General features: G+C 65.6%; 15 protein-coding genes and 1 pseudogene. 5 read left to right on the top strand and 11 right to left on the bottom strand.

Going from position 1 to position 19,083, the window contains the following annotated elements; all coding sequences use genetic code 11:
* The 3 genes from DBZ45_RS13590 to DBZ45_RS13600 form a co-directional block, all read left to right on the top strand.
* A partial coding sequence (locus DBZ45_RS13590; RefSeq protein WP_146617526.1) for a zinc-binding dehydrogenase occupies window positions 1–479 on the top strand: 479 nt, incomplete at its 5' end.
* Complete coding sequence (locus tag DBZ45_RS13595; RefSeq protein ID WP_111904422.1) at window positions 476–1,096, top strand: MBL fold metallo-hydrolase; 621 nt, start codon at window positions 476–478, stop codon at window positions 1,094–1,096. The genes DBZ45_RS13590 and DBZ45_RS13595, both read left to right, overlap by 4 nt.
* 104 nt (window positions 1,097–1,200) lie before the next feature.
* Window positions 1,201–3,561, top strand: a complete 2,361-nt coding sequence (locus DBZ45_RS13600) for an FdhF/YdeP family oxidoreductase (protein ID WP_111904423.1) — start codon at window positions 1,201–1,203, stop codon at window positions 3,559–3,561.
* 74 nt (window positions 3,562–3,635) lie between these two features.
* Here DBZ45_RS13600 and DBZ45_RS13605 read toward each other — a convergent pair whose 3' ends face one another.
* The 4 genes from DBZ45_RS13605 to DBZ45_RS13620 all read right to left on the bottom strand — a co-directional run bounded on the left by DBZ45_RS13605 (window position 3,636) and on the right by DBZ45_RS13620 (window position 9,157).
* The gene (locus DBZ45_RS13605; protein WP_146617527.1) at window positions 3,636–4,934 is read right to left on the bottom strand and encodes a hypothetical protein; all 1,299 of its coding nucleotides are present in this window, start codon (window positions 4,932–4,934) and stop codon (window positions 3,636–3,638) included.
* Between the two features lie 321 nt (window positions 4,935–5,255).
* Complete coding sequence (locus DBZ45_RS13610; protein WP_111904425.1) at window positions 5,256–7,763, bottom strand: GcvT family protein; 2,508 nt, start codon at window positions 7,761–7,763, stop codon at window positions 5,256–5,258.
* 35 nt (window positions 7,764–7,798) lie between these two features.
* Window positions 7,799–8,770 carry a formyltetrahydrofolate deformylase gene (gene purU / locus DBZ45_RS13615; protein ID WP_111904426.1) on the bottom strand — a complete coding sequence of 324 codons (972 nt, stop codon included), beginning with the start codon at window positions 8,768–8,770 and terminating at the stop codon, window positions 7,799–7,801.
* Between the two features lie 36 nt (window positions 8,771–8,806).
* Entirely contained in the window at window positions 8,807–9,157 is a 351-nt protein-coding gene (locus DBZ45_RS13620) for a bifunctional 3-phenylpropionate/cinnamic acid dioxygenase ferredoxin subunit (RefSeq protein ID WP_111904427.1), read from the bottom strand.
* A gap of 247 nt (window positions 9,158–9,404) precedes the next feature.
* Between DBZ45_RS13620 and DBZ45_RS13625 the strand changes: the two genes are divergently transcribed.
* Together DBZ45_RS13625 and DBZ45_RS13630 are read left to right on the top strand one after the other, a co-directional pair.
* Window positions 9,405–10,646: an NAD(P)/FAD-dependent oxidoreductase gene (locus DBZ45_RS13625; RefSeq protein ID WP_111904428.1), complete on the top strand. Its 1,242-nt coding sequence runs from the start codon at window positions 9,405–9,407 to the stop codon at window positions 10,644–10,646.
* A gap of 53 nt (window positions 10,647–10,699) precedes the next feature.
* Window positions 10,700–11,929 carry an aromatic ring-hydroxylating oxygenase subunit alpha gene (locus tag DBZ45_RS13630; protein ID WP_111904429.1) on the top strand — a complete coding sequence of 410 codons (1,230 nt, stop codon included), beginning with the start codon at window positions 10,700–10,702 and terminating at the stop codon, window positions 11,927–11,929.
* A gap of 37 nt (window positions 11,930–11,966) precedes the next feature.
* Here DBZ45_RS13630 and DBZ45_RS13635 read toward each other — a convergent pair whose 3' ends face one another.
* The 7 genes and pseudogenes from DBZ45_RS13635 to DBZ45_RS13665 form a co-directional block, all read right to left on the bottom strand.
* Window positions 11,967–12,776, bottom strand: coding sequence for an IclR family transcriptional regulator (locus tag DBZ45_RS13635; protein WP_111904430.1), 810 nt, complete (start codon window positions 12,774–12,776; stop codon window positions 11,967–11,969).
* 113 nt (window positions 12,777–12,889) lie between these two features.
* A pseudogene (locus DBZ45_RS13640) lies at window positions 12,890–13,330 on the bottom strand (formate dehydrogenase accessory sulfurtransferase FdhD); the annotation flags it as partial.
* 47 nt (window positions 13,331–13,377) lie between these two features.
* Window positions 13,378–14,673, bottom strand: coding sequence for a molybdopterin molybdotransferase MoeA (locus DBZ45_RS13645; protein WP_111904432.1), 1,296 nt, complete (start codon window positions 14,671–14,673; stop codon window positions 13,378–13,380).
* Between the two features lie 247 nt (window positions 14,674–14,920).
* The gene (locus DBZ45_RS13650; protein ID WP_111904433.1) at window positions 14,921–17,287 is read right to left on the bottom strand and encodes an FdhF/YdeP family oxidoreductase; all 2,367 of its coding nucleotides are present in this window, start codon (window positions 17,285–17,287) and stop codon (window positions 14,921–14,923) included.
* Between the two features lie 46 nt (window positions 17,288–17,333).
* Entirely contained in the window at window positions 17,334–17,582 is a 249-nt protein-coding gene (locus DBZ45_RS13655) for a hypothetical protein (RefSeq protein WP_111904434.1), read from the bottom strand.
* On the bottom strand, window positions 17,579–18,457 hold the full coding sequence (locus DBZ45_RS13660) for a bifunctional 5,10-methylenetetrahydrofolate dehydrogenase/5,10-methenyltetrahydrofolate cyclohydrolase (RefSeq protein WP_111904435.1): 879 nt from the start codon (window positions 18,455–18,457) through the stop codon (window positions 17,579–17,581). Before DBZ45_RS13660 ends, DBZ45_RS13655 begins: the two co-directional genes overlap by 4 nt.
* Window positions 18,454–19,080 carry a cyclodeaminase/cyclohydrolase family protein gene (locus DBZ45_RS13665; RefSeq protein ID WP_111904436.1) on the bottom strand — a complete coding sequence of 209 codons (627 nt, stop codon included), beginning with the start codon at window positions 19,078–19,080 and terminating at the stop codon, window positions 18,454–18,456. Before DBZ45_RS13665 ends, DBZ45_RS13660 begins: the two co-directional genes overlap by 4 nt.
* Between the last annotated feature and the right edge of the window lie 3 nt (window positions 19,081–19,083).

Genomic DNA, 19,083 nt, shown 5'->3' on the forward strand with positions numbered 1-19,083 from the left:
CCCTCGGCGCGACCCACGGGGTGAACTCCCGCACCTCTGACCCGGTCGAGGCGATCCGGGCCCTCACGAACGGGAACGGCGCGGACGTGGTGATCGAGGCCGTCGGCCGGCCCGAAACGTACAAGCAGGCCTTCTACGCCCGCGACCTTGCCGGCCGCGTGGTCCTGGTCGGTGTCCCGACCCCGGAGATGGTCCTGGAGTTGCCGCTGCTGGATGTGTTCGGGCGGGGCGGGTCGCTGAAGTCCTCCTGGTACGGGGACTGCCTGCCCTCCCGCGACTTCCCGATGCTCGTGGCCCACTACAAGGCCGGCAACCTGGACCTGGACGCGTTCGTCTCCGAACGGATCACCATCGACCAGGTCGAGGAAGCCTTCGACAAAATGCACGAAGGCAAAGTCCTCCGCTCCGTCGTCGAAATCCAGCCCGCGCCAGCCTCCTCCACAGCTGCTGCTGCCGAGCCGGCGGGGGCCTCGGCATGAGCGTGAGGATCGAAAACCTTGTCACCTCGGGCACGTTCTCGCTCGACGGCGGGACCTGGGATGTGGACAACAACGTCTGGATCGTCGGCAACGACACCGAGTGCGTGATCATTGATTCCCCGCACGACGCCGCCGCGATCATCAACCAGGTCCGCGGCCGTACGGTGAAGGCGATCCTGCTCACCCACGCGCACAACGACCACATCGGTGCCGCACGCCAGGTCGCCGACGCCGTCGGCGCGCCGATCCACCTGAACCCGGAGGACCAGGTCCTCTGGGAACAGGTCTACCCCGGCACCACCCCCGATGCGGCCATCGCGGACGGGGACGAGTTCCAGGTCGGCGGCGCCACCCTGAAGGCCATCCACACCCCAGGTCACTCACCCGGGTCCACCTGCTTCCACCTCGAAGCAGAGCACACCGTGTTCACCGGAGACACCCTGTTCAACGGCGGACCCGGCGCCACCGGCCGCTCCTACAGCGACTACCCCACCATCCTGACCTCCATCCGCGAACGGCTCCTCACCCTCCCGCCGGAAACCACCGTCCGGACCGGACACGGGGACAACACCACCATCGCCGCCGAACGCGAAACCCTCGCCAAAGTGGCGCAGTAAGTACAAGATCCACGATCCACGACGTAAGGCGCGCCAGGAATGCCTGGCGCGCCTTCGTGGCGATCAAAGCAGGCACGAAAGCAGCCGGTTAGGAAGTTGGAACAATGAAGTTCGGGAAGCAGCCCGCCCCCGTCGCGGACATCAACGAGGACAAGCTCGAAGTCCACAAGCCGAAGACCGAAGCCGCCGGCGTCAAGGCCGTGATGGTGGCCCTGGAACGCGCCGTGGCGCAGGCAGGCGTGACCCGCACCGCGCAGTCGCTGCTGCGGATCAACCAACGCGGCGGGTTCGATTGCCCCGGCTGCGCGTGGCCGGAGTCGGACAAGAAGCGCAAGGCCGCCGAGTTCTGCGAGAACGGCGCCAAGGCCGTGGCCGAGGAGAACACCCTGCGGACCGTCGGGGCGGAGTTCTGGGCGAAGCATTCCATCGCGGAGCTGTCCCAGAAGACAGAGTACTGGCTGGGCAACCAGGGCCGGCTGAGCGAACCGGTGGTCATCCGGGAGGGGGAGACGCACTACTCGCCGATCTCCTGGGCGGACGCCTTCGAGCTGGTCGGCGAGCACATCCGTGCCAGCACGCCCGACCGGTGTGTCTTCTACACCTCCGGCCGCACGGCCAACGAGACCGCGTTCATGTACCAGCTGTTCGCCCGGTCGCTCGGCACCAACAACCTGCCGGACTGCTCCAACATGTGCCACGAGTCCTCCGGTTCCGCGCTGAACCCGACCATCGGCATCGGCAAGGGCACGGTGTCGCTGGAGGACATCCATGACGCCGAGCTGATCTTCGTGGTGGGGCAGAACCCCGGCACCAACCACCCGCGCATGCTGTCCGCGCTGAAGGAATGCAAGGACAAGGGCGGCAAGGTGGTGGCGGTGAACCCGCTGCCCGAGGCCGGCCTGTTCAACTTCAAGGATCCCCAGACCATCTCCGGCGTGGTGGGCGGCGGCACGCCGCTGGCCGACGAATACCTGCAGATCAAGGTGGGCGGGGACCTCGCCCTGTTCCAGGCCCTTGGCCACCTGCTGCTGCAGGCCGAGGAACAGAATCCGGGCACCGTCGTCGACCATTCCTTCATCGAGGCGCAGACCGACGGCTTCGACGCGTACCGCGAAGCCCGCCAGGACCTGGACTGGGCGGAAACGGAGCAGGCCACCGGCCTGACCCGGAAGCAGATCGAGGACGTTGCCGCGATGCTGGTGGCATCCAAGGCGAGCATTTTCTGCTGGGCGCTGGGCGTCACGCAGCAGCCGCACTCGGTGGACACCATCAAGGAAATGGTCAACGTCCTGCTGCTGCAGGGCAACTTCGGCAAGCCCGGCGCCGGTGCGTGCCCGGTGCGCGGCCACTCCAACGTCCAGGGCGACCGGACCATGGGCATCTGGGAGAAGCCCAAGGAATGGCTGCTCGAAGCGCTCGACAAGGAGTTCGGCATCGAATCCCCGCGGCACCACGGCCACGACGCCGTGGAGTCCATGGAAGCCTTCGAACGCGACGAGGTGGACGTGTTCGTGTCCATGGGCGGCAACTTCTCCCTCGCCTGCTCGGACACGGAGACCCTGGAAGCCGGGATGCAGCGGATCGGCCTGACCGTGCACATCTCCACCAAGCCCAACCGGTCGCACGTGGTGCACGGCCGCACCTCGCTCATCCTTCCCACGCTGGGCCGCACGGACAAGGATGACAAGCACCCCAAGGGCGCCCAGTTCCTGTCCGTGGAGGACTCCATGTCCGTGGTTCACTCCACCCAGGGCAGGCTGCAGCCGGTGTCCGAACACCTGCTCGCCGAGCCGGTGATCGTGGCCCGGATGGCCGAGGCAACGTTCGGCCCCGGACACCCGGTGGACTGGAAGGCCATGGCCGAGGACTACGACGTGGTCCGCGACCACATCTCCCGGGTCCTGCCGGGATTCGAGGACTTCAACGCCAGGGTCCGGACGAAGAACGGCTTCGTGCTGCCCAACCCCCCGCGCGACACGCGCTCCTTCAAGACGGACATCGGCCGCGGCCGCTTCACGGTCAGCCCGCTGGAGTACCTCACGCCGCCGGACGGGCACCTGGTGCTGCAGACCATCCGCAGCCACGACCAGTACAACACCACGTTCTACGGACTGGACGACCGCTACCGCGGCATCTCCGACGGCCGCCGCGTGATCCTGGTGCACCCGGAGGACCTCGCCGAGCAGGGCTTCCAGGACCGCGACCTCGTGGACGTGGTGAGCACCTTCCAGGGCAGCGATCGGCGGGCGGAGAAGTTCCGGCTGGTGGCCTACCCGACGGCGAAGGGCTGCGCCGCCGCGTACTTCCCCGAAGCCAACGCCCTGGTCCACAAGGAAAACGTGGCCCGGGTGTCCAACACCCCCGGCTTCAAGGCCATGTTCGTCCGCTTCGAACCGCACGCCGGTGGCGTTGCCATGGCGGAGGCTGCTGAAGCAGCCGGTCTTGACGCCGCGTCGGCCCGCTAGCAGTTCCAAACTGAACGGCCCCGTTTCCTTTCGGAAGCGGGGCCGTTCTGCTTGGGCCTTTCCCATGCACGGTGTCAGCGGGCCGTCCCGAGACTGCGGTCGGAGAACCAGTACCGTTTGGTGACAGAGTTGCTGGCCATGACCACGATCCCCGTCCCGGAGTTCACGCTCTGCTTGGAGCTGGTCACATTGTTCATATGGGGTGACGCTGCATCTTCAATAACAACTTTCCCGCGGCCGGACACGAAGACCGGCTTGTCCATCGAGGCTGTTTTTTCGTAGATGCTTCCCGCCGTGCCTGAGAAGGCGCAGCCACGGACGTATGTCGAGGGCGCCGTGTAAAACGCGTGCACCAGATTGTTTGCGGTGTCCAGGATGATCTGCGGGCGGGTAACACAGTCCCCGGTTCTGGCGATCGTGGTTTGGGTGAAGGAGCCCGTGGCCGGTTTGAACACCACCAGCAGCAACTGGGCAAGTGTCTTGTCTGTAGTGCCCTCATTGAGGCTTGTCTTGACTGCGGCATATACCCTGCCGCTGGGATCGGACTGCAGGCTCTTGATGTTCAGGTGATCATCCACCCGCTTGCTTCCCTTGATGGCTTGTTTCACCTTCCACGACGCGGCGGTTCTGGGGCTTTTTCCGTCATCATGCGTGGCCCACCATGCCGTCCCCGTGGCCTGGTCGGTCCACATGATCCCGATTTCGTCGCCGTCGTAAGCGACAATTGCTGAGAGGTCATCGGGGGTCGGGTGCGGGTCCGCGGCTGCCGGAACCACAAAAGGCCTGCCCCAGCCCGTGCCGCCGGCCAGGGAATTATTGACGTAGACCGTGCTTCTGGTGCCGGAGACCTGTGTCCAGGTGGCCCAGATAACCCCCGTGGAATCCTTGGCGATGGTCAGCGACTCGCTGCTGTTGTTCGAGATGGTGGCGGGAAAACCAGGGTTTAGCGTGTATTTCCCGCCGGCATAGCTGTAGCGGTACAACCTGGCCGGTTGTCCGGACGCAGTATTCCCGGCAGTCACGACATTGGACGCTATGTACAGGTGGGTGCCGTCCCACAGAGTGTCCGACGACGTACTCGCCCTTGGGTCGGTCCGCACCCCGGTATCTACCCAGGTGTGCGTGGCCCGGTTCAGGCGGTAAATGCTCCATCCGCTGCCGGTCTTCCACATGTTGGCCCACCAGGAGCCGGCATTCCACCACAGCTTGCTCTGCGGCTTATCCGCCGTCGGAGGATTGCTAACCCCGGAATATGTGATGCTCCGGGTTCCTGCAGTCGCCGCCAGCGCGGCACTGCTGACGCCCAGCAAACTGCCCGTGACCACGACGGACAGGACAACAAGGTGGATAATCCAGCGGACGCTCTTCTTCATCTTCAGCACCATTCCTAGGTCGGAAGTAAAGCCTCTTCGCCGGGGTCGTCCAGTGCTCCGTTCGGTATCAGTAAGCGCCCATATCCGGAAGCCTGCTGTGCGAGCGGCGACGCCGTCGGAACCTCGGTCCGGAGCTTCAGGATGCATGAAAAGGTTGTAAAAACCTTGTAAAAACCTTGGGAAATGAATCCGTGGGCTGGTTTCCGCGGTTGGCACTGCCCGCCGTCCTGACCCTTTATCAACCAAGAACGACGGCGACACACCGGAAATCCGGGGTGTCGCCGTCGTTCCTTCTTCAATTTGGGTCAGGACGGCCAGGCGTCAGCCGCGGAGGCGCTCCATGCCGGGGTCGAACAGCGGCTCGGCGCTGACCGTGGCGGGGACGCGGCGGCCGAAGTACTCGATCTCCACGGCGTCGCCCTCCGAAACCGCGGCGGGCAGCCAGGCGTAGGCGATCGGCTTGCGGATCGAGTAGCCGTACGCGGCGCTGGTGACGTAGCCGGACGCAACGCCGCCCACGTACACGGGTTCCTTGCCCAGCACGATGGACGTCCCGTCGTCGACCGTCAGGCAGCGCAGCACCTTCTCCGGAGCCTGCTCCTTCAGGGCCGCCAGGGCCTCGAAGCCCACGTAGCCCTCCTTGTCCTTCGCCACCGAGAAGCCGAGGCCGGACTGGTACGGGTGATGCTCGGTGGTCACGTCCGTGCCCCAGAGGCGGTAGCCCTTCTCCAGGCGCATGCTGTTGAAGGCACCGCGGCCGGCGGCAATGATGCCGTGTTCCTGGCCCGCCTCGAAGAGCAGATCCCAAAGCTTCAGGCCGTATTCGGCGGTGGTGTACAGCTCCCAGCCGAGCTCGCCCACGTAGGACAGGCGCATGGCCGTGACGGGAATGCCGCCCACCGAAATCTCCTTGGTGCGGAAGTACTTCAGTCCGTCATTGGTGAGGTCGTCGCTGCTGACCTTGCCGATGACCTCGCGCGCCAGCGGGCCCCACAGGCCGATGCAGCACGTGCTGCCCGTGATGTCGGTGACGTGCACCCACTTCGCCGGGTCGGCGGCCGACTGCTTCCGGGCCTCCACGCGCAGGTAGTCGAAGTCCACGTTGCTGTTCACGCCGAGCTGGAAGTCCTCCTCACCGAGCCGGGCGACGGTCACGTCGCTGCGGATGCCGCCGTCGTGTTCCAGCAGGAGGCAGTAGGTCACCGCACCCGGCTTCTTCGCGATGTTGCCGGTGCTCAGCCGGTGCAGCAGCGCCTGGGCGCCCGGGCCGTTGACGGCCAGCCGCTTCAGCGGCGTCATGTCGTAAAGCGCGACGGCGGTACGCGTCTTCCACGCTTCGGCCGCGGAGATGGGGGAGGAGAACATCGCGGACCACTCGTCCCGCTCGGGGGTCTGCCATTCGGCCGGCAGCTCGTCCAGCAGGGGGCGGTTTGCCTCGAACCAGTGCGGGCGCTCCCAGGCGGAAGCCTCGAGGAAGAATGCACCGAGTTCCCTCTGCCGCGCGTTGAACGGGCTGACACGGACGTCCCGCGGGGATTCCTTGGGCTGCAGCGGGTGCAGGACGTCGTAGATCTCCACGAAGTTCTGCTGTGAGGTCTCGCTGACGTACTCGTCGCTGGTCTGCACCTTCTCGAAGCGGGAGAGCTCGCAGCCGTGCAGGTCGGTCTCGGGCTGGCCTTCGATGAGAAGCTCGGCCATGGCCTTCGCGACGCCGGCCGAGTGGGTCACCCAAACAGCCTCGGCGACGAAGAAACCGTCCAGGTCCGGCGCCTCGCCCATGAGCGGCCCGCCGTCCGGGGTGAAGGAGAAGATGCCGTTGAAGCCGTCCTGGATCTGGGTGGCGTGCAGGGCAGGCAGCAGGTCCTGGCAGTCCTCCCACGACGGAGCGAAGTCCTCCAGCGTGAAGTCCAGGCGGGAGGGCATCCGGTGTTCGGACATCTCCGCCGCGCCGATCCGCGGCAGCTGCTCCATGTCCACGGGCATGGGCCGGTGGGCGTAGCTGCCGATGCCGATCCGGTCGCCGTGCTCGCGGAAGTACAGGTCGCGGTCCTGGTAGCGCAGGATGGGCAGCCGGGCGCCGTTGGGCAGTTCGTTGTGGCCGCGCAGTTCCTTCAGCGGCGTGGTCTTGACGTACTGGTGGGCCAGCGGCAGCAGCGGCACCTTGAGCCCGATCAGCTTTCCGAGCTCGCGGCCCCAGAAGCCGGCGCAGGACACCACGATGTCGGCCGGAATAACGCCGGAGGACGTCTCGACGCCGGTGACCTTGCCGCCCCACTGCGAGATGCCGGTGACGGCGGTGGAACCGAGGTAGGTCACGCCGGCCTCGCGGGTGCGGCTGATGAGCAGCTGCACGGCGCGCGCCGCGGAGGCCAGGCCGTCGCTGGGCACGTGCAGGCCGCCCAGGATGCGGCGCCCGTCGTTCAGCGTTCCGCTGTTCAGCAGCGGGTAGTGCTTCTCGCACTCGTCGGCGTCGATGATCCGGCCCTCAATACCCCACGAGGTGGCATAGCCGAGTTTCCGCTTGAGGTCCTCGAGCCGCGCTTCGGTGGTGGCCAGTTCCAGCCCGCCGAGCTGGTTGAAGCAGGAGACACCGCCCTCGCTGAGGGAGAGGAGCTTGTTCACCGTGTAGCTGGCGAATTCCGTCATGGTCTTGGACGGGTTGGTCTGGAACACGAGGCCGGGGGCGTGCGAGGTTGAGCCGCCGGCCAGTTCCAGCGGGCCTTGTTCGACGACGGTGATGTTGTTCCAGCCGCGGCTGGCCAGCTCGTCCGCGAGGTTGGTGCCGACGATGGCGGCGCCGATGATGACGACGCGAGGTGATGCGCTCATGGTGTGTGGTTCTCCTGGTTCGCGTTAGCGGAAAATTAGCGGAATACGACGGTGCGGGTCTTGTTGAGCAGGACGCGGTGCTGGCAGTGCCACTTCACAGCGCGGGAGAGCGCCTGGGTCTCCGCATCCCGGCCCACCGTCACCAGCGCTTCCGGATCGAGCGCGTGGTCCACCCGGAGGACTTCCTGCTCGATGATGGGGCCTTCATCGAGGTCCGCGGTGACGTAGTGTGCCGTCGCACCGACCATTTTCACCCCGCGGTCGTAGGCCTGGTGGTACGGCTTCGCGCCCTTGAAGCCGGGCAGGAACGAGTGGTGGATGTTGATGGCCCGTCCGCGCAGCTTGCCGCAGAGGTCATTGGACAGCACCTGCATGTAGCGGGCCAGCACCACGAGGTCGGCGTCGTATTCGGCCACCAGCTCCAGCAGGCGTGCTTCCGCCTCGGGCTTGGTGCCGGCCGTCACCGGCACGTGGATGAAGGGCAGCCCGGCCGCCTCGGCCATGGGCCGCAGGTCCTCATGGTTGGAAACCACGACGGCGATCTCCGCACCCAGGCTTCCCGCCCGCCAGCGGAAGATGAGGTCGTTCAGGCAGTGGCCGAACTTCGAGACCATGACCAGCAACCGCTGCGGGCGGCCGTCGTGGATGCTGAAATCCATGCCGAACTCGCCGGCGATGGCCGCGAACTCGGAGCTCAGGCCTTCCGCCGTCTGCTGACCCTGCTGGCCGAGCTTGTCGAGACCGTCACGCTGGTTGAGCCGGGCGAAGGGGGCCTGATCGGCGTCGTTGCCGCTCTGCGTGAACGCGGTCCGCAGGTAGAGCTTGCCGCTGACATGGTCATCGAACTGCTGGTGCTCCACGATGTCGAAGCCGCGGTCGGCCAGGAACGTGGTGATGGCGCGGACGATGCCCGGCCGTTCGGGGCAGGCGAGGGTGAGGACAAACTCAGCGCTACGCGCTTTGGTGCTGGCACCGGCCGGGGGCGCGGCTTCAAGAACTGTGGACAAGATTTTCTCCGAAATGTAGTGGCAGAGCGGGGCGGCTTAGATGTGGCCGTTAACTGTCAGCCCGGGGGGAAGGTTGGGCGCTTCCTCGGACTCGATGACCATGATGTCGCCGTCCACGACGGTGACTTCGTGCGTGCGGACGGGAAGTTTGGCTGGCGGTGCATCGACCTGCCCGGTCCGGAGATTGAACTTTGAGGCGTGCAGCGGGCACTCGACCTCGCAGCCTTCCACCCAGCCGTCGGTCAGCGAGGCGTCCTGGTGGGTGCAGGTGTCATCGATGGCGAAGAGCTCGCCTTCCTCGGTGTGGAAGACAGCGATGGGCGGCGCGGTATTCAGGCGCAGGGCTTCCCCTGGTGCCAGTTCGCTGAGCGGGCATGCCTTGTGCATGGGGGCCTCTTCTCTCGTCTGGGGAGGTCTATGGGAGTTCCCGGCGCCCTGTTCCGGATGGATCAACCGCCGTCGTAATATGCAACAGCGTGCTTTCGCTCACACTGTTTTGTCAAGGGTTGCCGCTCCAATTACGCGTGGCCGCTTTAATGAGTCACCGACCTCTTGACAGTCATCGTGGCATGGATCACTCTGTTGCATATAGCGATGCTTGTTGCGCTAATAGCAATAGAAAGAGGGTGTAAACATGCAGACTCTTGCGATCGTGGGAGCCTCGCTGGGCGGTCTTTCCGCCGCGCGGGCAGCCCGCGCCCAGGGCTTCAACGGACGGCTCGTCATCATCGGCGATGAAGAGCACCGTCCGTATGACAGGCCTCCGCTCTCCAAGGACTTCCTGCTCGGATCCATTACGGCCGAGGACCTGTCCCTGGAAACCGAAACTGACGACCTCGACGCCGAGTGGCTGCTGGGTGCACGCGCTGTGTCCCTGGACGCGTCTACGAAAACCATCGGCCTGGCAGGCGGCCGTGTTGTCCAGGCCGACGGAATCGTCATCGCCACCGGCGCACGGGCCCGCCAGTTGCCGGCCCTGGCCGGCCTGAGCAACGTCTTCTCCCTGCGCACCCTCGCTGACGCACAAAGCCTGGCACCGGAACTCGTGCCCGGCAGCAAGATGGCCGTCATCGGAGCGGGCTTCGTGGGTGCCGAGGTGGCCTCTTCCGCCGCCTCGCGCGGCATGGACGTCACGCTCGTTGACACCAAGCCGGTACCGTTTGCAGCCCAGCTGGGAATGGAGATGGGCTCGGTGGTTGCCGGCCTGCACACCGGGAAAGGTGTCCGGCTCATCTCATCTGCCGTTATTGAGGACTTTTACACAGGCGAAGGAAACGTGACCGGTCTTCGGCTGGGCGACGGGACGTTCGTGGCTGCGGACGTTGTGGTGGTAGGGATCGGCGCGGAGCCGAACGTTGAATGGCTCACCGGTTCCGGGGTGGAGGTCGACGGCGGTGTGCTGTGTGATGCAATGGGGCGCACGAGTGTTCCGGGCATTGTGGCGGTGGGGGACTGTGCCGCGTGGTTTGATGCTGCGGTGGACAGGCACCGCCGCGTGGAGCACTGGACGGGTGCCCTGGAACGGGCGGCGCTGGCGGTGCAGGGGTTGCTCGATGACGACGCCCCGGCGCAGCCGCTGAAGCCGCCGTACTTCTGGTCCGACCAGCACGGCGTGAAGATCCAGTTCGCCGGCCACTCAGCCGGCTACGACCGCCTTGACGTCGAAACGGGGGATGCTGCCGAGCACAGCCTGCTGGCCGTGTACTACCGGGAAGACGTTCCCGTCGCGGTTTTGGGCATGAACCAGCCGCGGCTGTTCACCAAGTGGCGCAGGAGCCTCGCGGCGTCGGCACCCAAGCCGGCAGCCGCCGTCGCGCCTATAGTTTTGGCGCCGGCGGGCGAACCTGCCCTTGCCGGTGCCGCCGCGGGGCTTTAGCCCCAACTCTTCTTGTAAGTCGTGTTGTTTGTGTTGTTTTTTAGGAGAACAAATTGTCTGTTGAGGTATCCACCCCGAGCCTGATCCCGACGCTGGGCGGGCACCTGTACACGGATCCGGCCATCTTCCGGGCCGAGCAGGAGCGTATTTTCGAGCAGATGTGGTTCTGCGCGATCCGGTCCGCGGACCTGGACAAGCCCGGGGCGTGGCAGACGGTGCAGATTGGCCGCGAAAGCGTGCTGATCTCGCGGACCCGCAAGGGCGAGATCCGGGCCTTCTACAACGTCTGCCGGCACCGCGGCGTGAAGCTGTGCATGGAGGAAAAGGGCGAAGCCGCCCGCAACTTCCAGTGCCCGTACCACGCCTGGACCTACGACTTCGAGGGCAAGCTGATCGCGGCCCCGAACCTGACCAAGATGCCGGACATCGACCGTGACGAGTATGGCCTGTCCAAGGTCCACATCCGTGAATACCTGGGCTACGTGTGGGTCTGCCTGGCCGAGGAGCCGCCGTCCTTCGAAGAAGACGTCATGGGCGCGATCGAGGAGCGCCTGGGCAACGTGCACGCTATCGACGGGTACGACGTCGCGAACCTGTCTGTGGGCCGCCGTATCCGCTATGACGTGAAGGCGAACTGGAAGCTCATCATTGAGAACTTCATGGAGTGCTACCACTGCGCCACCATCCACCCGGAGCTGACCGAGGTCCTGCCCGAGTTCGCCGACGGTTTGGCCGCCCAGTACTTCGTGGGCCACGGCGCGGAGTTCGGTGAGGACATCAAGGGCTTCACCGTGGACGGTTCCGAAGGCCTGGAGCTGATCCCGGGCGTGGCCGAGGACCAGGACCGCCGCTACTACGCGATCACCATCAAGCCGACCGTGTTCGTGAACCTGGTCCCGGACCATGTGATCATCCACCGCATGTTCCCGATGTCCGCAGACCACACGATCGTCGAATGCGACTGGCTGTACCTGCCCTCAGTGGTGGAGTCCGGCAAGGACGTCACCGCCTCCGTTGAGCTGTTCCACCGCGTGAACATGCAGGACTTCGACGCTTGTGAGCGTTGCCAGCCGGGCATGGCTTCCAAGTCCTACGCGAAGGGCGGTGTGCTGGTCCCTTCCGAGCACCACATCGGTGCGTTCCACGACTGGGTCCAGGAAAAGGTTGGCGACGTCCCGCCGTCCGGAGAAGCCCTGCTGGGCCTCACCGCGGACACCCCGCCGCTGGAGGAACGCGCCGAGACCCTGCAGCGCAAGGAAGCCGCACCAACCCCGGCCTCCTAAACGCTCGTTGCGTTGACCCCGGACCCTGGGTCCGGGGTCATCGGTGCGTGTAGCCCATCCTTCCGCTGATGCTCAGGCCGGCCTCCTGGAGGCCTTGGATCAGGCCGGGGGTATTTTCCGGATCGAAGCGGAAGGCGGGCCCGGAGATGCTGACGGCCCCGACGACCGTTCCGAAGTGGTTGTAAACGGGCACAGCAACAGCGTTTAGGCCGATTTCAAATTCCTCATGGACAACGGCGTAACCGTTGCGGGAAACGTCCAGGAGCTGGTTCTCCAAAGTGTCCCGGTCCGTGATGGTCTGCGGGGTGCGGGCCGGAAGGCCCGCCTCCTGGAGGATCTTGGACCGCTCTTCAACCGGCAGGGCTGCCAGCAGTACTTTGCCGCTGGAGGTGGCGTGGAGGGGCGTGAGGCTGCCCACCCAGTCGGACGTTGCCAGCGTTGACGGGCCCATGGCCTGGTCGACGTTCACCGCGTAGCTGGAGCGCAGGACGGCGAGGTTGACGGTTTCCTTGTATCGCTCTGCAAGGCTCTCCAGGATGGGCCGCGCCTCGTGGACCAGGCTCAGCCGGCCGGGAATGGAGCTCGCCAGGCGAAGGATGCCGAATCCCAGCTGATACTTGCCGCGGTCACTGTTTTGCCGCACGATCTCCCTGGACACCAGCGAGCCGAGCAGCCGCGAAACGGTGGATTTGTGCACCCCCATTTCGTCGGCGATGTCACTGACGCCGGCGTGCCCGTCCCTGGCGATGATTTCCAGGATTTGGAGGGCGCGGTCCACGGACTGGACGCCGCCTCCGCCTGCGGCGTCCGGGTCCCTGTCGTTCGCTGGTTCGTCTCTTGCAGCCATCAGAGGTGCTCCCATGTCGTCGCCGTGACCAGCGGTCAGCTCTGCGCTATTCCGCCTGCTTCACAGCTCTGATCCTAGACTGCGACGAACCCCCGACCCTCATTTCCCTGAGCTCAGCGTCTACATTCCGGACGCAAGCACCAGCCGCTCCTGGCCTTCTGAACGAGCTCAAATGATGCCCTGCCCGAGACCTGCAGGACTTTTCCCGGCAGGGGCAAAAGCCCTTCGAACAGCGCCTGGGCTTCCCGCAGCTTTTCGGGCAGCCGCGCTATGACGTCGACCGGAACGCGCAACTGGTCCCTGTGCACGTCATAGGTGAGGGTCTTGCGGACGGCCTCGATGGATGTGCTGCCGCAGATGCCGCAGGAGCTTGACGTGTAAACGTGCCTGCCGGTGTCCGGCAGTGCCAGGCCGGGACGGAACTGCGCTTCGACCACATTGAACGTCTGCCTGCCGGTTTCGTCCTCGCCTGTGCAGAAGCGCAGCGAAACCAGATCCGCCTGACTGCCGATGATGCCCTCCGAGACGAGAAAACCCGCAACGAGGTCAAAGTCGGCAGGTAGCGGTGGACCTTCCGTCGCTGGGTCATGCGTGCCATTGCCTAGTTCTTCCAGATCGAGTTGCCGGGAAGCGGGGGCCGCAACTCCGGGCGCCACGGGAGCGCAAATGCCGGAACCGGCTCACCCAGCTGGACGCCGCGGGACGGAACCACCATGACGCCGTCGGCCATGGCCAGTCCGCGCATCATTCCGGGGCCGGTGTAGTGGGCGGGGGTCGCCAGGTCCTTGACCCAGCGGAACGGCATGAGCCGCGTGGACGCCCGGTGGGCGTCGATCGCGTGGCCGCACGGCACCCGGCTGATGCCGGGCAGCGGCTGGTGGCCGAGGGCGGCCAGCAGCGGACCGCCAACGGTGAAGAGCGCCATCAGGGCGGCGAGCGGGTTGCCGGGAAGCCCGACGACGAACCGGCCGTTGGGCAGTTTGCCCAGGGCAGCCGGGTGGCCGGGCCGCATGGCGATGCCGTCGATGAGGAGTCGCCCGCCGAGTGCTACCACGGCATTCCGGAAGTGGTCAGCGCCCGAGCGCCCGGTGCCCCCGGTGGTGACCACGACGTCGGGCCACTGCCCCATCGGCGCTTCGGCGGCACCCAGCGCCGTGAGCCATTCCTCGTAGGAGTCCCCGATCCGGACCAGTGGCCCCGGGACACCCCCAAGCATCTGGATGACTGTGCTGAGCTGTGGCCCGAAGGCGTCCCTCACCTGTCCCGGTTCCGGGATCCTGGCCGTGACCACCTCTGAGCCGGTGACCAGCATCTTGACCAGTGGCTTGCCGCGCACTGTCAGCTGGTCGAAGCCGGCGACGGCGGCCAGGGCGATATGCGCAGGGTTCAAAGGCGTCCCGGCGGGGATCAGCACCTCGCCCGCTGCCGCTTCCTCGCCCGACCTGCGGATGTGCTGGCCCGGGCGGGGTTCGCCCGGGGAGGCCCCGTTTCCAACAAGCAGCAATGTAGCCCGGCCGCCGGCGTCAGTTGCAAGCCGTCCGCTCTCCACGCGGAGCACCGCCTGCGTGCCCGGGGGGATTACGCCACCGGTGACCACAGGGCTGGCCTCTCCGTTGCGGAGGGCCTTTCCCGGTTCCGTCAGTGTCCAAGGGCCGTCACCGCTAACCGTCCAGCCGTCCATGGCGGACGAGGCGTAGTGGGGCATCTCCTGCAGCGCGACGACGTCGGCGGCCAAGGTTCTGCCGTTCGCCTCCGCAAGCGGGATGCGCTCCGGTCCGAGGGGGCTGGCGCAGTCGAAAGCCAGACGGCGGGCTTCAGCCCACGAGTGCTCCCCGTGAGTGGCCGGCCCGCCACTCTCGCCGGGCCTGTCGACGGCTTGAAGGGCTAGAGCTACCACTGGTCGTTCCCTCGTTGGTGAAATGGCTTGATAGACGGGACGCGCCGCCACATTCGTGGCGGCGCCTTGCAGGGATTCCTGCCGCTCCTGGTCGTTTCCCGAAAGCGGTGCTCCGGTGCTTACCTCCCCAGGTATTTCAGGCCTCCGAAACACCGTTTACGGGAAACGAAACTAGGGTGTTCTCCCGGCGGCGCGGGCCTGAGCCGCGCGCCGCGAACTGATATTACAAATATATCGTAAAGATATATCAGCGGGGAAGGGCTGCAGACATCTGATTTTCCTTCGCCTCCACAGCCGCCGGTTCCAGCCGCACAACCACGGACTTGGACGTGGGGGTTCCGCTGGTGTCAGCCACCGAATCCAGCGGGACCAGCACGTTGGTTTCCGGGTAGTAGGCGGCCGCGCAGCCCTTCGGCGTCGAGTAACCGACGATGCGGAAGTTCTCCGCCCTGCGTTCTGTTCCGCGGAACTCTGAAACCAGGTCCACCATTTCCCCGTCGGCGTAGCCCAGCTCGGCGATGTCCGCCTCGTTGACCAGCACCACGCGCCGGCCGCCGTGGATTCCGCGGTAGCGGTCATCCTTGCCGTAGATCGTGGTGTTGTACTGGTCGTGTGAACGCAGGGTCTGCAGGATCAGCCTGCCGGCCGGCACACGGAGGTACTCCAGGGCATTGGACGTGAAGTGGGCCTTGCCCGACAGGGTCTTGAATTCCCTGTTGTCCCGTGGCGGGTGGGGGAGAACGAAGCCGCCGGGGTGCTGGATCCTCTCTTCGAAATTCTCGAAGCCATCGATGACAGCCTCGATGTGCTTCCTGACCAGCGCGTAGTCGTCCCGGAGCGAGAGCCAGTCGGCCGCCGGCGCGTTGGGAAGGGGCACGCCGTTGGCGTCCGTGAACACCTTGTGCGCGATATTGCAGACGATGGCCACCTCGGACATCAGGTGCTCGCTGGCGGGCTTGAGCCGGCCGCGGGAGGCGTGGACAGCACTCATTGAATCCTCCACAGTGACCCTCTGGTCGCCGGAGCGCTGGGTATCCCGCTCCGTGCGGCCCAGCGTTGGGAGGATCAGGGCGCGTTTTCCCGTCGACAGGTGCGAATGGTTCAGTTTCGTCGAGATCTGCACGGTCAGCCGAGTGTTGGCCAGGGCCCTCTCGGTGGCATCAGAGTCCGGAGCCGCCCGGACGAAATTACCGCCCATTCCCACGAACAGCCTGACCTTGCCGTCACGCATCGCCCGGATTGCGGCGACGGTGTCATAGCCGTGCGCCCGGGGTGACTGGAACTGGAACTCCTGGTCGAGCCGGTCGTGGAAGCTATCGGGCATCCGTTCGAAGATGCCCATGGTCCGGTCGCCCTGGACATTGGAGTGGCCGCGAACGGGGCATACTCCGGCTCCGGGCTTGCCGATGTTGCCCTGCAGCAGCAGGACGTTGACGACGTCGCGGAGGGTGGGGACAGAGTGCTTGTGCTGTGTCAGGCCCATCGCCCAGCATACGATGGTGGAGCCTGACGCCAGGAGCCGTTCACCGGTGGCGTTGATCTGCTCCATGGTCAGGCCGGTGGCCTCGACAATGTCGTCCCACTGCACTTGTTCCAGCTGCGAAAGGTAGGACTCGAGGCCCACCGTATGGTTCCTGATGAAGTCGTGGTCAAAAACGGTGGACAGGCCGGGGGTGTTCCTGCCAGCGCGTTCCGCGTCCAGCAGGTACTTCCCGAGGCCCTGGAACAGGGCCTGGTCACCGCCGGCCCTGATCTGCAGGAAGTCATCAGTCAGCTCCGTGCCTACCAGCGTTCCCGAGATGGTCTGCGGGTTCTCGAAGTGCAGGAGGCCGGCCTCGGGGAGCGGATTGACCGAGACGATGGCTGCGCCGTTTTTCTTGGCCTTCTCCAGGGCACTGAGCATGCGCGGATGGTTTGTTCCCGGGTTCTGGCCCGCCACGAAGATGAGGGACGCTGTTTCCAGGTCCTTCAGGCTGACCGAACCCTTGCCGATGCCGATGGTCTCCACCAGCGCCGACCCGGAGGACTCGTGGCACATGTTCGAACAGTCCGGAAGGTTGTTCGTGCCCACGCCGCGGACCAGCAGTTGGTACACAAACGCCGCCTCGTTGGACGTCCTTCCGGACGTATAGAAGACGCTCTGGTCGGGGTGGTCCATGTCCCTGAGTTCCTGGGCGATCAGCTCCAGGGCGGCGTCCCAGTCAATGGGCCGGTAGTGTGTTGCGCCCTCATCCAGGACCATCGGGTGGGTCAGCCTGCCCTGCTGCCCCAGCCAGTAGTCATCGCGGGTCTTGAGGTCCGCAACGGAGTGCCTGGCGAAGAACTCCGGGCTGACCCGCCGCCGGGTAGCCTCCTCCGCCACCGCCTTTGCGCCGTTCTCGCAGAATTCCGCTGCATTGCGCTTCTCATGTTCCGGCCAGGCGCAGCCCATGCAGTCGAAGCCGTCGATCTGGTTGACGGCCATGAGCGTCTGGACGCTGCGCAGCGGCCCCATCTGCTCCAACGAGATTTTCAGGGCGTTGGCCACCGCGGGGATGCCCACGGCCTTGGTTTTGGGTTTGCTGACGGTCAGCTTGGACTCGTCGATGTTTTCGCGGGGGGCTTTAGAGGCCATTGGCTTTCCTTAAAAAATCTATGCCGGGCAGTAGCGGGTGCAATGACTAGGGAACGTCAACCGTGACGATGCAGCCGTCCTCACGGAAGAACATGCGGCGGCCACCCCCGAAGGCGCGGACCAGCCACACGATGCGGCCGTCCTCGGTCAGGTCATCGATCCAGCCGCTGTAGGGAACCGTGTACTGCTCCAGTACGGTGACGAAATCGCCGGGCATGAGCGCAGTCCAGTCCGCCACGACCTTGGTGCTGGTGGGCTGAGGCGCGGTGCTGCGCGCCATGACTGCCTCGGTCACCGCGCCAGGACCGGCGTCCGGGCTGCACGGAACTGTTCGCGCGCCGCTTCGGAGGTGTGCAGTAGCAGCAGTGCCGTGGTGACTGAGCCGACACCGCCGGGGACGGGCGTCAGCGCGGCAGCGACAGGCCGAACACTGGCTTCGTCGACGTCGCCGGCGAGTGAGCCGTCGGAAAGCACGTTGGTTCCTACATCAATGACCACTGAATGTTCCGAAACATCGGTCCCGGTGAGCAACCCGGTGCGGCCCGCGGCAACAACCACGACGTCGGCATCCTTGGTGTACTTCCCGAGCGGGCCGGACTTCGAGTGGCAGACGGTGGTGGTGGCGTCCTTCTGCAGCAGCAGCAGGGACAGCGGCTTGCCCACCACGGTGGAACGGCCCACCACCACCACGTTGCGCCCGGCCACCGGGATCTCGAAGTGGTCCAGGATTTCCACCACGGAGCGTGCCGTGGCCGGCGCGAACGCACGTTCCCCTACGGCCAGTAAACCGAGGCTCACCGGGTTGGCGCCGTCGATGTCCTTTTCCGGGGCGATGTACTTGACCAGCTCCTGGGTTTTGACGCCGGGGGGCAGGGGAGTCTGCAGGATGATGCCATTGACGGAAGCTTCTGCGCTGAGGTCCTTCAGCACGGCGGTCAGCACCTGTTCGGTTGCGTCATGGCCGACGTCGATGATCCTGCAGCCGATGCCGGCGTTTTCCGCGGCGCGCTCTATGGAGCGAACGTACCAGTGCGTGGAGCTGTCCTCGGTGGCAACCACGACGGCGAGGGTGGGGCGTGAGCCTTCTTCGGCCAGTGCCGCGGCCTGGGCAGTTGCCTGCTGCTGGATGAGTTTGGCGAGGGGCTTGCCGGAAAGCACGGATGCCGTCATCGGAGGATCCTTTCCCGTACCTGGCGTGAGAGCGAGTCTGCTGCCAGAACGACTTTTTCTTCAATGCCATCTGTTTGTTCCGCCAGTGCGGCGCGTGCCTGGGCGTCCTTGATGGCTACGACGTTGATGTCGATGTTGACGCGGGCGGTGGTGGCCGCTGCCCTGGCGGCGTCGGCTGCTGCGGCAATGTCGCTTATAACGTTCGGGTTTGCGATATCCAAAAGTTCGGTCGCGAGTTCCACGACGGCACCTGAGAGCCTGATCAACCGGGCAGGCGGCTGCGCGGCCTGGCCAAGCGCGTCGTCGACGGCGGCTGCGCGCGCTGCACGCTCGGGGTCGCTGGTGGCGGGCAGCTTGTAAGAGGTGATCACGGCTTTGAAGGCAGTTTCGTCGGCGTCTGCCAGGCCCAGCGTTTCGCCGATGAGTTCGTCGGCGGCGGCAATGATCCTGGACGTTGTTTCTGCGTGCTGTTCATATTTGCCGCCGGTGCTGAATCTTGCCACCATCGCCACCAGGGCCGCTCCCTGCGCCGCGTGGAGCGCGGCGGCCGCGCCGCCACCTGGGGTGGGCTGCCGGGCGGCAAGCCTGCCGAGGTAGTCATTAATTGTTTCTGAACCGATCATTTG

Origin of the sequence: Arthrobacter globiformis (genome assembly GCF_003261175.1) — a bacterium.
Taxonomy (GTDB): Bacteria; Actinomycetota; Actinomycetes; order Actinomycetales; family Micrococcaceae; genus Arthrobacter; species Arthrobacter globiformis_A.

What these genes read in the sequence shown, in the direction of transcription:
- DBZ45_RS13600 (WP_111904423.1), top strand. Translation starts at nt 1,201, where the DNA reads ATGAAGTTCGGGAAGCAGCCCGCCCCCGTCGCGGACATCAACGAGGAC.
- DBZ45_RS13595 (WP_111904422.1), top strand. Translation starts at nt 476, where the DNA reads ATGAGCGTGAGGATCGAAAACCTTGTCACCTCGGGCACGTTCTCGCTC.
- DBZ45_RS13665 (WP_111904436.1), bottom strand. Translation starts at nt 19,080, where the DNA reads ATGATCGGTTCAGAAACAATTAATGACTACCTCGGCAGGCTTGCCGCC.
- DBZ45_RS13605 (WP_146617527.1), bottom strand. Translation starts at nt 4,934, where the DNA reads ATGAAGAAGAGCGTCCGCTGGATTATCCACCTTGTTGTCCTGTCCGTC.
- DBZ45_RS13660 (WP_111904435.1), bottom strand. Translation starts at nt 18,457, where the DNA reads ATGACGGCATCCGTGCTTTCCGGCAAGCCCCTCGCCAAACTCATCCAG.
- DBZ45_RS13635 (WP_111904430.1), bottom strand. Translation starts at nt 12,776, where the DNA reads ATGGCTGCAAGAGACGAACCAGCGAACGACAGGGACCCGGACGCCGCA.
- DBZ45_RS13625 (WP_111904428.1), top strand. Translation starts at nt 9,405, where the DNA reads ATGCAGACTCTTGCGATCGTGGGAGCCTCGCTGGGCGGTCTTTCCGCC.
- DBZ45_RS13650 (WP_111904433.1), bottom strand. Translation starts at nt 17,287, where the DNA reads ATGGCCTCTAAAGCCCCCCGCGAAAACATCGACGAGTCCAAGCTGACC.
- DBZ45_RS13620 (WP_111904427.1), bottom strand. Translation starts at nt 9,157, where the DNA reads ATGCACAAGGCATGCCCGCTCAGCGAACTGGCACCAGGGGAAGCCCTG.
- DBZ45_RS13610 (WP_111904425.1), bottom strand. Translation starts at nt 7,763, where the DNA reads ATGAGCGCATCACCTCGCGTCGTCATCATCGGCGCCGCCATCGTCGGC.